The 14,868-nt window shown below is 63.8% G+C and carries 9 protein-coding genes; 6 read left to right on the top strand and 3 right to left on the bottom strand.

Annotated features, from left to right (window positions below):
• Positions 1-65: 65 nt before the first annotated feature.
• From tkt to pyk, 4 genes are all read left to right on the top strand, one after another.
• Complete coding sequence (gene tkt / locus VJR90_07150; GenBank protein ID HKV97243.1) at positions 66-2,066, top strand: transketolase; 2,001 nt, start codon at positions 66-68, stop codon at positions 2,064-2,066.
• A gap of 112 nt (positions 2,067-2,178) precedes the next feature.
• Entirely contained in the window at positions 2,179-3,186 is a 1,008-nt protein-coding gene (gene gap, locus VJR90_07145; GenBank protein ID HKV97242.1) for a type I glyceraldehyde-3-phosphate dehydrogenase, read from the top strand.
• 143 nt (positions 3,187-3,329) lie between these two features.
• On the top strand, positions 3,330-4,526 hold the full coding sequence (locus VJR90_07140) for a phosphoglycerate kinase (GenBank protein ID HKV97241.1): 1,197 nt from the start codon (positions 3,330-3,332) through the stop codon (positions 4,524-4,526).
• Positions 4,527-4,609: 83 nt separating this feature from the next.
• Complete coding sequence (gene pyk, locus VJR90_07135) at positions 4,610-6,037, top strand: pyruvate kinase (protein HKV97240.1); 1,428 nt, start codon at positions 4,610-4,612, stop codon at positions 6,035-6,037.
• A gap of 32 nt (positions 6,038-6,069) precedes the next feature.
• Here pyk and VJR90_07130 read toward each other — a convergent pair whose 3' ends face one another.
• Positions 6,070-7,887: an amidohydrolase gene (locus tag VJR90_07130; protein ID HKV97239.1), complete on the bottom strand. Its 1,818-nt coding sequence runs from the start codon at positions 7,885-7,887 to the stop codon at positions 6,070-6,072.
• Between the two features lie 366 nt (positions 7,888-8,253).
• On the opposite strand from VJR90_07130, the gene VJR90_07125 reads away from it, so the two are divergent.
• Positions 8,254-12,390 carry a S8 family serine peptidase gene (locus VJR90_07125; GenBank protein ID HKV97238.1) on the top strand — a complete coding sequence of 1,379 codons (4,137 nt, stop codon included), beginning with the start codon at positions 8,254-8,256 and terminating at the stop codon, positions 12,388-12,390.
• Between the two features lie 128 nt (positions 12,391-12,518).
• Positions 12,519-13,046, top strand: a complete 528-nt coding sequence (locus tag VJR90_07120) for a protease inhibitor I9 family protein (GenBank protein HKV97237.1) — start codon at positions 12,519-12,521, stop codon at positions 13,044-13,046.
• Positions 13,047-13,089: 43 nt separating this feature from the next.
• On the opposite strand, the gene VJR90_07115 is transcribed toward VJR90_07120, so the two are convergent.
• Positions 13,090-13,692, bottom strand: a complete 603-nt coding sequence (locus VJR90_07115; protein HKV97236.1) for a response regulator transcription factor — start codon at positions 13,690-13,692, stop codon at positions 13,090-13,092.
• 2 nt (positions 13,693-13,694) lie between these two features.
• Positions 13,695-14,867: a sensor histidine kinase gene (locus VJR90_07110; protein ID HKV97235.1), complete on the bottom strand. Its 1,173-nt coding sequence runs from the start codon at positions 14,865-14,867 to the stop codon at positions 13,695-13,697.
• Position 14,868 lies beyond the last annotated feature (1 nt).

Below are 14,868 nucleotides of genomic sequence, written 5' to 3'. Positions count from 1 at the left end.
GCGGTCGAGTTGTACCTGAGTGCGACGTGCGCGAAAATAGACACCCTGCCTGAGTGGAGATTCCAATGTCCTCTCGCCGCGAACTCGCAAATTGCATTCGCGTGCTTGCCATGGATGCGGTGGAGCGCGCCAAATCCGGTCATCCCGGCATGCCCATGGGCATGGCGGACATCGCCGAAGTGCTGTGGAACGATTACCTGAAGCACAATCCCGCCGATCCCCACTGGCCGGACCGCGACCGGTTTCTGCTCTCGAACGGCCACGGCTGCATGCTGCAGTACGCGGCGCTGCATCTCTCGGGCTACGACCTGCCGATGGCCGAGATCGAGCGCCTGCGGCAGTTGCATTCGAAAACTCCGGGCCATCCCGAGTACGGCGTCACGCCCGGCGTGGAGACCACCACCGGGCCGCTCGGCCAGGGCTTGGGCAACGCCGTGGGATTTGCGCTTGCGGAACGGTTGCTGGCGCAGCAATTCAACCGCCCCGGCTTCAAGATCGTGGACCATCACACCTATGTGTTTTGCGGCGACGGCTGCCTGATGGAGGAAATCTCGCACGGCGCCTGCTCGCTTGCGGGCACGCTCGGCTTGGGCAAGTTGATCGCGTTTTACGATGACAACGGCATTTCCATCGACGGGCACGTGAAGGGCTGGTTCACGGACGATGTGCCCAAGCGTTTCGAAGCCTATGGCTGGCACGCGGTGCGCAACGTGGACGGCATGGACGGCGCGGCGGTCAAGCGCGCGATCGAAGAGGCGCGTGCGGTCACCGATCGCCCCTCGATCCTCTGCTGCAAGACCATCATCGGTTACGGCGCCCCGCACAAGCAGGGCACGGCGGCGTGTCACGGCTCGGCGCTCGGCGCCGAGGAAGTCGCGGCCGCGCGCGTCGCGCTCGGCTGGAAATATCCGCCGTTCGAGATTCCGAAGGAATATTACGCCGCGTGGGACGCCAAGGCGCGCGGCCGGGCTTTCGAGGACAACTGGAACAAGCTGTTCGCGGAATACCGCAAGTCATATCCGGAACTGGCGGCCGAGTTCGAACGCCGCGCGGCCGGGCGGCTGCCGGAGAACTGGACCAAACAGGCGGAACAGGTGGTGACCGGGATTGCCGCCAAGGGTGCCGACATGGCGACGCGCAAGGCATCGCAGCAGGCGCTCAACGCCTTCGGACCGTTGCTGCCCGAGCTGGTCGGCGGCTCGGCGGATCTCACCGAGTCCAACGATACCTTCTGGAAAGGTTCGCGTGTCATCAGCCGCGACAATTTCGACGGCAACTACCTGCACTTCGGCGTGCGCGAGTTTTCCATGACCACGATCCTCAATGCGATGGCGCTGCATGGCGGGCTGATCCCCTATGGCGGCACGTTCCTGACGTTTTCCGATTACGCCCGCAATGCGGTACGCCTGGCCTCGTTCATGGGCGCGGGCAGCATTCTTATATATACGCACGATTCCATCGGGCTCGGCGGCGACGGCCCCACGCACCAGCCCATCGAACATCTGGCAAGTCTGCGCCTCATGCCGGGCCTGGAACTCTGGCGCCCCTGTGACGACGTCGAAACCGCGGTGGCCTGGCAAGCCGCCATCGAACGCCGCCGGGGACCCACCGCGCTCGCGCTCTCGCGCCAGAGTCTGCCGCACCAGACGCGCAGCACGGCGCAGGTGCGCGACATCCGCCGCGGCGCCTATATATTGGTGGATACCGAAGGTGCGCCGGATGCCATCCTCATCGCCACCGGCTCGGAAGTGGGCCTCGCGGTGAACGCCGCCAGGGAACTCGCCAAACAAAAACTGCGCGTACGCGTGGTCTCGATGCCCTGCACCAGTGTGTTCGACGTCCAGGACAAGGACTGGCACGAATACGTGTTGCCGCGAGCGGTCACGGCGCGCGTGGCAGTGGAAGCTGGAGTCACCGGATTCTGGCCGCGCTACGTGGGTGACCGAGGACGCGTGGTCGGGATTGACCATTACGGCGCTTCGGCGCCGGGCGAAGAGGTCTTCAAGGAATTTGGTTTCACCGTGGAGAACGTCGTCGCGAATGTGAAGGCGGCGCTCGGCCAATGAGAAGGTACTGGGTGCCCGGTGCCGCGGGCTGCGCAAGAAGCTTTGACTTTGACGCAGCACTCAGTACGCAGCACGTGATTTCAGAATGAACTGACTGACAAGGAGCAAGACGATGGCTGTCAAGATTGGCATTAACGGTTACGGCCGCATTGGCCGCAACATCTTGCGCGCGCTTTATGAGGGGTCGCACAAGAACGATTTGAAGATCGTCGCCATCAACGATCTGGGCGACGCCGCGACCAACGCGCACCTGACCCAGTACGACACCGCGCACGGAAAATTTCCCGGCAGCGTGACCGTGGAGGGCGATGCCATCGTCGTGAACGGTGACCGCATCCGTGTGTTCGCGGAGCGCGACCCGGCGAAAATTCCCTGGGCGAGCGCGGGCGCGGAACTCGTGATCGAGTCCACCGGACTGTTCGCGAGCAAGGCCAAGGCCGCGGTGCACCTGCAGGGCGGCGCAAAGAAAGTGCTGATTTCCGCTCCCGCCGAAGGCGTGGACGCGACCGTGGTGTACGGCGTCAATCACGGCATTCTGAAGGCTTCACACACCGTGATCTCGAATGCCTCCTGTACCACCAACTGCCTCGCGCCGCTCGCCAAGGTGCTGAACGAGAGCGTCGGCATCGTCGGCGGCCTCATGAACACCGTGCACAGCTACACCAACGATCAGGTGCTGACCGACGTGTATCACAAGGACCTGCGGCGCGCGCGCTCGGCGACGCAATCCATGATTCCCACCAAGACCGGCGCGGCGTCCGCCATCGGCCTGGTGCTGCCGGAACTCGCCGGCAAACTCGACGGCTTCGCGATCCGCGTGCCTACCATCAACGTGTCAATCGTGGACCTTACGATTCTTGCCGGGCGCGACGCCAGCAAGAACGAAATTGACGGCATCATGAAAAAGGCCAGTGCCGGTAGTTTGAAAGGCGTGCTGGACTACAACGACAAGCCGCTGGTGTCGGTGGACTTCAATCACAACCCGGCGTCCTGCACCTACGATGCGTGGATGACCAGGGCCCTGGGCCGGCTGGTGAAGGTCTGCGGCTGGTACGACAACGAGTGGGGTTTCAGCAACCGCATGCTGGATGTTGCGCTGGCATTCTGGAACGCGAAATAAGAGTGAGGGGTGAGGAGTGAGGAAGTGAGGAGCAGGAGTGGCGATGCTGTTGGCATAGTTTCTTTACCTCACGCCTCACTCCCTCACCAGCGCACGAAGTGCGCGGCCTCACCCTCACCATGTCCTAGCGTATAAGAGCAAATATGCATTTGATCAAGATGACGGACCTCGATCTGCGCGGCAAGCGCGTGCTGATCCGCGAGGATTTCAACGTACCGCTGGACGAGACCGGCCGAATCACCAGCGACGCGCGTATCCGCGCCGCGCTGCCGACGATTCAGCAGGCGCTCAAGGCCGGCGCGCGCGTCATGCTCATGTCGCATCTCGGCCGACCGAAAGAGGGCGAATTCGATGCGGCCCTTTCGCTTGCGCCGGTGGCCGCCCGGCTCAGCGAGCTTCTGGGCGTGAATGTGCCGCTGGCCGGGCATTGGCTCAAGGGCGTAGCTGTTGCGCCCGGTGCAGCCGTGCTCTGCGAAAACGTGCGCTTTCTCAAGGGCGAGAAAAAAGATGACGATGCTCTGGCGCGCAAGATGGCGGCGCTCTGCGACATCTACGTGATGGACGCATTCGGCACCGCGCACCGCGCCGAAGCTTCCACACACGGGGTGGCCAAATACGCGCCCATCGCGTGTGCGGGGCCTTTGTTGGCCGGCGAGCTGGAAGCCCTGGCGCGCGCAATGCAAAATCCGGCACGGCCACTGGTGGCGATTGTCGCGGGGTCCAAGGTGTCCAGCAAACTCACGGTGCTGGATGCGCTGATCAAAGTGGTGGACCAGTTGATCGTCGGCGGCGGCATCGCGAATACCTTCATTGCCGCGGCGGGCCACAAGATCGGCAAATCGCTGTATGAACCGGATTTGATCCCCGAGGCCAAGCGGCTCATGGAGACGGCACGCGCGCGCAAGGGGAGCGTTCCGCTGCCCGTGGACGTGGTCGTGGCGCGGGAGTTTGCTGCGAGCGCGGAGGCCGATGTGCGCAAAGTGGGCGAGGTGGGCGCGGACGAGATGATTCTCGACATCGGCCCGGATACCGCGGAGCTGTATGCGCAATTCCTGAAACAGGCCGGCACCATTGTGTGGAACGGTCCGGTGGGTGTATTCGAGTTCGATCAGTTCGGCGAAGGCACGCGTGCGGTGGCGGAGGCCGTGGCCGAGAGCCCGGCATTTTCCATCGCCGGCGGTGGCGACACACTCGCGGCACTCGACAAGTATGGCGTGGCCGATCGCATCTCCTATATATCCACCGGCGGCGGCGCGTTTCTTGAATTTCTCGAAGGCCGGAAGCTGCCGGCGGTGGCGATGCTGGAAGAACGAAGTGAGGGTGTGAGGAGTGAGGAGTGAGGTGTCACGGCCTCACTTTCTCACTCGCAACTGTTTTTTCCCGCGCGTTCGCAATCCCGAAAAGCACAGCGCATAATTAGGCCATGCCGCGCAGAACAAAAATTGTCGCCACGCTCGGGCCCGCGACCGACAAGCCGGAGACGCTGGAAGCCATCGTGCGTGCAGGCGTAGACGTGGTGCGGCTGAATTTTTCCCACGGCGAAGCTGCCGACCACCAACGCCGCGTGCAGGAGCTGCGCGCCGCGTCCGCCAGGGTCGGCAAGGACGTGGGCGTGCTCGGCGATTTGCAGGGCCCCAAGATCCGCATCGAGAAATTCCGCGACGGCAAGGTCACGCTCAAGGACGGCCAGGCGTTCACGCTCGATGCGCAATTGCCGGACAACGCCGGCAGCAGCGAAAGCGTCGGGCTGAGCTACAAGGCGCTGCCTTCCGACGTCAAAACCGGCGACCTGCTGGTGCTGGGCGACGGCGAAATCACCCTGAGGGTGGACAGCGTCAAGGGTGCGCGCATCCTGTGCCGCGTGGAGAACGGCGGCGAGCTTTCCGACCACAAGGGCATCAACCGTCAGGGCGGCGGACTGTCTGCGGCCGCGCTCACCGACAAGGATCTGCGCGACGTCAAGTTCGCCGAGCAATTGGGCGTGGATTATCTCGCGGTATCGTTTCCGCGCGATGCGGCCGACATCGAAAGGGCACGCAGTCTGTTGCGCGCAGCCGGCAGCAAGGCGGGAATCGTCGCCAAAATCGAGCGCGCCGAGGCCATCCAGAATCTGGACGGCATTATCAAGGCCAGCGATGCGGTCATGGTGGCGCGCGGCGATCTGGCGGTGGAAATCGGCGATGCCGAACTGCCCGGCATCCAGAAGCTCATCATCCACCGCGCCCGCGAACTGCAGCGCGTGGTGATCACCGCCACGCAGATGATGGAATCCATGATCGCGAGCCCGGTGCCGACGCGCGCCGAGGTGCTGGACGTGGCGAATGCGGTCATGGACGGCACCGATGCGGTGATGCTGTCGGCGGAGACCGCCGCCGGAAAATACCCGGTCAAGACCGTGGAGGCCATGGCACGGGTCTGCGAGGGCGCCGAGCGCCAGCGCGTAACCTTGCGTTCCGCGCGCCGTCAGGAACAGCACATCGAGCGCGTGGACGAAGCCATTGCCATGGCGGTGATGTACACCGCCAACCACATGGACGTGAAGGCCATCATCGCGCTCACCGAGTCCGGTTCGACCCCGCTGTGGATGTCGCGCATCAGCTCCGGCATCCCGATCTACGCCATGACCCGCCACGAAGCCACGCGCCGGCGCGTGACCTTGTACCGCGGCGTGTACCCGGTGGCCTTCGACGTGCTGCACGAGAACGCCGATCGCGTGTTGGAAAGCGCCGTGGGCGAGCTGCGCAAACGCGAGCTGGTGAAGAACGGCGATTACGTGATCTGCACCAAGGGCGAACTCAGCGGCGTGACCGGCGGCACCAACAGCTTCAAGATTCTGCACGTGGGCGCGTGAAGCTGTGGATGCGCACTGCCGCGCTCATGCCTTTACTGCACGTGGTTGAACTCCGGCATGGGTTCGAATAACTGGCCGCTGCGCCAGTTTTCCGCGCCCGGCCGCTGGTACACGATCTTGCCGCCGACGATGGTGTACAGCACGCGCGTGCGCAGGATGTCGCCCACGGGCAGCGTCAGCAGATTGCCCGAGAACACGTCCAGGTCGGCGAGTTTGCCGGGCACGAGTGAGCCGAGTTCCTGATCCTCGAATATCGCGTAGGCGTTGTTCCAGGTGTAAGAGCGCAGCTCCTGCATGCGCGTCTTGACCTGATCCGGGAAGAAGTATCTCCCGGCGCCGTAGCCGCGCGTCACGCCGCAGTAGAAATTCGGGATCGGATTGGTGTCCTCGACCGGTGTGTCGGTGCCATCGAGCACCATGGTGCCCGACTCGATGAGCGCGTGCCACACGTAGGCGCCTTCTTTTGCGCGCTGCTCACCCAGGCGCGGAATCACCATCGGCGCGTCCGAGCACGCATGGATGGATTGCATGGAGGCAATTACTCCAAGTTTGGCGAAGCGCGGAATGTCGCCGGGGTTCAAGTGCTGTGCATGTTCGATGCGCCAGCGCAGCGCGTGCGCGGCCGGATCTGCGGTGAAAATCCTCTGATACAGATCCAGCACTTCGCGGTTGGCGCGATCGCCGATGGCGTGTACCGAGAGCTGGAACTGATCGCGTGCGGCAATCTCGGCGATTTGCCGGATTTCATCCATGGGCGTGACGTTCTTGCCGGTGATGTCCGGCGCGTCGCTGTAGGGCTCGAGCATCCAGGCGCTGCGCGTGCCGAGCGCACCGTCGGACAGAATTTCGCCCACGCCGCGCACCGTGAAATGATTGTCGGCGTAGCCGACGCTGCGGTATTGCGCGAGATGCGCATTGAGCGCGGCCACGGACTCGCCCGCGATGTTCACGTACAGCCGCAGCGGCAGTCCTTTTGCGGCCTGCTGCTTGATCCAGTCCACGGTGGCGAAATCCTCGCCCATGTCCACGAAGGTAGTGATGCCCTTGCTGATTTCGTTGTGCACCGCCAGTTGCAGCGCCTGTTCGCGGCGCGCGGCGATGTCCGCGGGCGGCAGGGTGGCGAGGTAGCGCGCGTAGGCGGTGAACACCGCACTGTCGGCGGTATCGCGCAGCATGCCGATGGCGTTTCCGCCTGCGTCGCGCACGATGGTTCCACCCACCGGGTTAGGTGTGTCACGGGTGATGCCGGCGAGCTTCAGCGCCGCGGCGTTGGCATACACCGCGTGGCCACTGACGTGCTCGAGCAGCACCGGGTTGTGCGGTGAGACCGCATCCAGTCCGGCCGGCAGCGGCAGGCCGTCTACGTTAGGCTGCGGCACGATTTTCCATTTGGTCTGCTGCCAGCCGAAGCCGACGATCCATTCGCCGGGCCTGGCCTTGGCGACCGCGGCTTTGACCATCGCCACGATGGCGTCCCAATCGGGCGCCTGACCGACATTCAGCTCCATGAGCGAACGCCCGGTTTGCAGCAGGTGTCCGTGGCCCTCGATGAAGCCGGGCGTGACGAAGGCGCCGTGCAGGTCGAGCACCCGGGTGTGCTTGCCGATGTAATGCGCGATCGCGGCATCGCTGCCGAGCGCGAGAATCCTGCCGTCATGCACCGCAAGCGCCTGGACTTCGGGCTGCACCGGATCAAGCGTTTCAATGCTGCCGCCGCGCAGCACGAGATCGGCGGGCTCAACCCGTGGCGGGAAGCCGCCGACATGCACCGGTGTTTTCGATGCCGGAATCGCGATGCCGCTGTACATGCTGTTGGATGCCTGCGGCGGCTCGCCGAGGACAGAAGTCATGGGGATGACAAGCGCAAGGGAAAGAAGCGGAACGGCCAGCTTGAGCATCACGCACCTCGACGGTGGAACGATCATGGACGCGCAGTATGCGCCTCGGGCACTCCACCGCCAACCTGAGCATTGTGTGCCGTGCACGACAGGAATCAAGTAACTGCGTGCTGCGGCTGGCCGCCGGAGAATATCTGCATGACCGGTTCTCCATCGGGGCCGTGCGCCGTGATTTTGACTTGCACGCGGACGCTGTGCTAGAAACGAACCATCTCAAAGGGAACTTGAGGGGATTCTGCCGATCATTTCAACGCGCTTGCGTCTTTGCCGGTTAACCGCACGTGGTTTGGTTCGTTTCAGCTTTCGAGGGGCACGCCGATGAAACTGCATCTCGCACATTTCCGGGGATTGGTGGGGGTCGCCGTATTGGTCCTGGCCGCTGCCGCGGTGGCGGCGGGCGGTTTGCAGCTCAGCATCGGCGTGGCACAAAAGATATTCAGGCCGGCCGCCGACAAGGTTGCCGCCGCGGTCCGTGCCGACGGCATGCAAAGTTACATCGTGCAATTCAATGTCCTGCCGGCGGCGATCTATGCGCGCGGCGCCGGGGTTGAGACCCACAGCACCGAGAGCCGCGGCCAACGTTACCTGGATGTGCGCGCTCCGACCATCCAGGCCTATGTGCGCGCAATGGCCACGCAGCACGCGCAGTTTCTGACCCGTGCCGCCAGCATTGTGCAGCGCCCGCTGCGCCCGCGTTTTGACTATCACTATGCCCTGAACGGCATGGCCGTGCGCTTGACCGCCGCGCAAGTGGCGCAATTGCGCAGTCTCCCCAACGTGAAATCCATTCAGCCCGACCGGTCTTTCCGGCCGGTGAGCGTGCCGATTCCCGCGACCGCGACCGATACGTTTCCGAGCCGCAGTTGGATCGGTTCGGCGCAGCTCTGGGCCCTGCCCACTTTCAACACCGGCAGCGGCAGTGACAACGAAGGCGAAGGCGTGGTGGTTGCGGACCTGGACACCGGCATTAACGCGGCCAATTCCTCGTTTGCCGCCGCCGGCGCGGACGGCTACACGATTGCCAATCCGCTGGGCGCCAGCAGCTATCTGGGCGTATGCAATCCGGCCAATACCGCGGCCGGGCAGCCGGATACCTATCAGGCGAGTTTCCCCTGCAATTCCAAATTAATCGGCGCCTACACGTACACCCTGAGCACGGGCAACGACGCAAACTCGCCGCGAGATTCCGAGGGCCACGGCTCGCACACGGCAAGCATTGCCGCGGGCAATTTCACCACCGCTACGGTAGCCGGCATCGGCTTCAATTTCTCGGGTGTCGCACCCCACGCGAATATCATCGCGTACGACGTCTGCGATCCCAAGGATCAGTGCAGCGAATCAGCCAGTATCGCCGCCGTGGATCAGGCGATCCAGGATTTGAGCGCGCTGAAAACCGCCGATCCCACCGGCTTCAAGGGCATGGTCATCAATTATTCCATCGGCGGCAGCGACGATCCCTACAACGATCCGGTGGAGCAGGCTTTTGAAGCGGCCGAGCAGGCGGGCATCTTCGTGTCCGCCGCCGCCGGCAATGGCGGACCCGCCAACCCGCCGAACAGCCAGACGCCAGGCAGCCAGTATGCGGTGCAGCACCTGGGACCCTGGGTCATGACCGTGGCCGCCGGTACCCATGACGGGCAGTTCGGTCCGAACAATCTGGAGAATTTCAGCGGCGGCACGGGAACGCCGACCGGCACCCTCAGCGGTCAGGGCGCGACCGGCGGTTTTGGTCCGGCGCCCATCGTGTATGCCGGAAACAGCGCCTATACGTACAGCACGCAGTATTACGCCTGGTTGACGGCGAACTACGCGAGCCAGAAGTATTCGCAGTCGGGCCAGGCCTACGTGCAACCCTCAGGCAACGCGCAAACCGATGCCGCGCAGTGTCTGTATCCCTTCGCCGTGCCCGCGGGCCAGACCTTTACCACGCCGGCATTGCCCGCTGGGGTCATCGTGCTCTGCGATCGCGGCGCGATTGCGCTGGTGGACAAGGCGGACGACGCCAAGCAGGGCGGCGCGGGCGCTGTGGTAATTGCCACCACCCCCGCCAGCAGTAGTCTCATGGTCGCCGAGCAATACGATATTCCCGGCACGCTGATTGATATCACGGACGGAAACACGCTGCGCAACTGGATCACGGGCAGCGGTAGCGCGACATTGACGGCACAACTCTCCGGCGCCACCTACAGCAGCGGCAATACATCGGCCGCGGACTTCGTGGCCGGCTTCAGCTCGCGCGGACCCGTGGGCACCTATCCCGCAACGCCGAATGCGTTTGACAGCCTGATCAAGCCGGACGTGGTGACGCCGGGTGTAAGCATCCTGGGCGCCTTGGCGGATCCCTGTTACACCGTCACGCCTTCCACCTGTCCGGACAATCAGCAGGAAACTTTCGGTTTCCTCGATGGCACGTCCATGGCCACGCCGCACAGCACGGGCGCGGGCGCACTGCTGATGGAATTGCATTCCAGCTGGGATCCCATGGCCATCAAGTCGGCGCTCATGACCACGGCAGTGCCGGATGCAAACCTGCACGATCAATGCGATGCCGCCAACGCGACGGCCAACTCCTGCACGGTCACGGAACCGGAACCGCCGACGCCGCAGAGCGCGGGTGCGGGCCGCATTCAGGTGAACGTGGCGGCGCGTGCCGGCTTCGTGCTGGAGGTAACCAAGGCGAATTTCGACGCCGAGAATCCGGACAGCGGCGGCGATCCCACCGGGATCAATCTGCCGAGCCTCGGCAACGCCAACTGCCAGGCGAGCTGCAGTTGGACGCGCACTCTGACCTCGGTGCAAACGGTGGGGCTCAATTACACCGTGACGTCAACCGTGCCGTGGCTGACCGTGAGTCCGACCTCATTCACCCTGAATCCGGGCGCCACCGAGGTGCTGACATTCACGGCTTCGATGGGCGGATTGACCGTCAATCAATGGGTCTTCGGGCGCGTGGATTTCACCACCAGCAGCACAGAGCCCGACGGCAGCGCCGCGCCGACGCAACATTTCCCGGTGGCGGTCTTCAATGCCGTGCCACAGCCGAAGATGGGCGTGTCGCCCGGTTCATTCACGCAGGCGCTGACCGCCGGCGGCAGCACCCAGACTCAGGCGCTGACCATCCAGAACACCGGCCCCGGCGTGCTCAATTGGACACTCGACAGCGTCGCCAGCCCGGCCGGCAGCGCGGCGAACCCGCTCATGGCTGATGCCGGCACTGGCAGCGTACCGCGCGCCAGCAGTCCCGTGCCCATCGTAAACCGGCCTTCCGACAGCAGCGACAATGGCGTCCCCTCGTCCTACTTCACCAGTGACGGTCACGGCCTTTACAGCGCTGATACCTTCAGCATGCCGGTGGCGGGCAGCATTACCGGTGTGAACGCCGAGGGCTTTGCACAAAGTTCGACAGCGGCCGGCGCCGCAGCGGATGCCACGCAAATCTCCTGGTATGTGTATGCCGACGCCAACGGCGAGCCGGCGGGCAATCCGGAAGACGGCAAGAATGACTATCTGTGGAGTTTTACGGCGGCACCCACCGCGCCGGGTGTGACCACGGATACCCAATTCAGCAACATCGATCTTGATCTCGGCACAGCCGGGGCGCCGGCCCTCAATCTGTCCGCGGGCAAGTACTGGCTGCTGGTGGTTCCCACCTTCAATGACAGCTGCGCCTTCAAGTCCGGGAGCGGCTGCACGAACGAAGCCTGGTACTGGTTCGAATCGGCGCCCGGCGGCGGCAGCGGTTCGCTCATTGACCCGGGTAATCTGTTTGGGCAGGCGGCGGGATCGCCGGGAATCGCAAACTGGGCCTTGCTGGGTCCGAATACCAATGTGGACAAGAATGCCACCGGCAGCATGTCGCTGGCGTTCGAACTCATGGGTACGCTCAACTGCTCGGGCAGCGCGGTGAGCGCCATTCCCGGCCTGAGCCTCAGCGCCACGAGCGGCGCCGTCCAGCCGAATTCCACCGGCACGGTGACCGTGCAGTTCAATCCGGCTGCGCTGGCCGCGGGCAGCATCGGCGGCGTGTTGTGCGTGCTTGGCAATGACCCGAACACACCGTTCATCGTGGTGCCGGTAACCGAGAACGTGGCGGCCGAGCCGACAGTCACGAACATTTCACCCACCAGCGCCACCGCAGGTGGAGGCGCGTTCAAATTGACCGTGAACGGCACCAACTTCGTGAACGGAGCCATGGTCAATTTCAACGGCACGCCGCTTACCGCGACCTTTGTGTCGTCCACGCAATTAACCGCAACCGTGCCGGCATCGGCGATTGCCAACGCCGGAACCTATGCGGTGTCCGTGACCATACCCCCGCCCGGTGGCGGTACGTTCGGCAGTGTGAGCTTCAGCGTGCAGTCACCCTCCAGCGGCGGTGGCGGCGGCCTCGGTCTGCTGGGATTGCTGGCGCTGGGTCTGGGTGTGACGGTGCTGCGCCGCCGGAAGTGCGCGTAATGCAATGTACGCAGGAAGCGTGCAAGCGGAGTGGTCGAAAACCGGCGCTTCCGTGATTGCGCTACGCGCGTACCCGAATGACAAGTGTGCACATGTTTCGCGGCCCACTTGCGGCCTTGGAGCGTAGCGTGCGTTTCTTGATCAGTGTACTGATTGTGGCAATGATGCTGATGTGCGCTTTGCTGCTGGGTGCATGCAGCAGTACGCCGCAGAAAACCCTGAAGATTGCCCCGGTGATCGGGGCGAGCGCACGCGCTTCAAATGCCGGAGTGGCGGATGCGACCGCTGCGCAGCCGTACATCGTGCAGCTCAGCGCCGCGCCTCTGGCGAGCTACGCGGGTGACCTGCCGGGCTTGGCGGCCACAAACCCTGCGGTTACGGGTGCGCGATCTCTTGATCTGAACAGTCCGGCCAGCCGTGCGTATCTCGCCTATCTCAAGGCGCAGCAGGAAAAATTCCTGGCCAGCTTGGACGCTGCGCTGGGGTGCACGGTGACGCCGGCTTTTGTGTATTTCTACGCCATGAACGGCATGACGGTGAAGCTCACTGCTGCCGAAGCGGCACAGGTTGCGAAACTTCCGGACGTAATCTCGGTGCGCAGGGACATGGCGCGCCCGCTGCTGGATAGTTCTCCGCAGATCCACCCGCTGCACTAAGCCGAAAATCCCTGCATGCCGATGGCCGGCGGCGTGTTTTCGCCTAAAGCCAACCTTTCTGACGTGCGATGCGCGCGGCTTCGATGCGATTGGCGGCACCAAGTTTGCCGATGGCTTCGGAAAGATAGTTGCGCACCGTGCCTTCGGAGAGAAATAACTGCTTGGCAATGTCCGCGCTTGCCAGGCCCTCGCCGGCGAGGCGCAGCACCTGACGCTCGCGGTCGTTGAGCGGATCCGCGCTTTCCCACGCTTCCGTGGCGAGTTCCGGCGCGATTACCTTGCCGCCGTCATGTACCTTGCGGATGGCATTCGCCAGTTGTTCCGCCGGTGCGTCCTTCAGCAGATAGCCCTTGACGCCCGCGTCGAGCGCGCGGCGCAGATAACCCGGCCGCGCAAATGTGGTCACGATGATGACTTTGGCGGCATGCTGGTGTGCCTGCAACGCCGCGGCGAATTCCAGACCGGTCATGCCCGGCATCTCGATGTCGGTGACCGCGACGTCCGGATTGAATTCCGCCGCGAGTTTGAGTGCCTCCTTGCCGTTGGCGGCGCGCGCCACCACCGAAATGTCCTCTTCGAGGTCCAGCATCGCGGCGAGTGCGCCCAGGATCATGCCCTGGTCTTCGGCGACGAGCACCTTGATCATGCTCAGGCCATCACCGGTCCGCTTTCCGGAGCAGAGGGATGCGTGGGCAACAGCACGGTGAGGCGCGTGCCGCCATGGCCGGAGTCGATTTCCAGCCGGCCAGCCTCCGTCTGCAGGCGCTCGCGCATGCCTTTGAGGCCGTGGCCCTCGTGCAGGGTGCCGCCGCGGCCGTCGTCCTCGATCAGCAGGCACAGTTCCCGGTCGCGGTTTTCGAGTTCAATGCGGCAGTGGTGCGCGCCGGAATGACGGATCACGTTGGTCACGGCTTCGCGCAGCACCATGGCGAGCACCGAGTCCTGTGCGGGAGACAATTTCGGCGGCTCCACTCTTTCCGCCAGCCTGACGTTGGCGGCGGTGAGCGCCACGCGCGCATTGACGAGTTCGCCGACCAGACCGCTGCTGCGATAGCCGCCCACCGCCTCGCGCACCTGGGCGAGCGCCTCGCGCGAGATGCGCTCCACGTCGCGGATTTCACGCGCTGCGCCCGCGAGATCGCGCTCCGCAAGCTTGGCCGCGAGTTCTGCCTTGACGGTCACGAGCGTGAGCGTGTGGCCCAGGAGGTCGTGCAGGTCGCGCGCGATGCGCTCGCGCTCGGCACTGGCGGCGAGCTTGCGGATCTCGTCCTGCGACAGCTTGAGCGCGCGGTTCTTGCGGCCCATCTCGCCGAAATAAAGATTGGCCAGGCCAAGGACAATTACGAAAAACAGAATGTAACTCAAAACCATGAGATTGACGTTTGCCAATAACGCGCTGCTGAAACACGCGACGATGATCAGCAGCAGCGCCCACACTCCGTTCTTGACGGTATCGAGACTGCCGCATAATGCGGCGGCATAAATGAAAAACACCAGACCGTTGGCGTTCGGCCACATGAAGCCGCAGCCGAGCAGGGTGATGACGGTGATGATCCAGCCGAGTTCGCGTGTGGCGCGGCGGTTGGCGGCATGGTAGCCGCGGAAATACAGCGCGATGAACACCAGGCCCGCGACCGCATATAGAGTCCAGCGCAGGGCGCCAAACGGTTTGTTTGTATAGTTGAGAAAGAAAAAAGTGAGGTAGGGCAGCCACAGATAGGGCGTCCATCCGAATTGCGTATTGCCCGGCAGCAGCCGGTGGTGAAGCCAGAGAAACGGCCTCACTACCGGCTGCCAGATTTTCTCGCCTTGTGCATGCATG

Source organism: Gammaproteobacteria bacterium, from assembly GCA_035279405.1.
Classification (GTDB): Bacteria; Pseudomonadota; Gammaproteobacteria; order Natronospirales; family REEB76; genus REEB76.
This window is presented reverse-complemented; position numbering and strand designations above follow the sequence as displayed.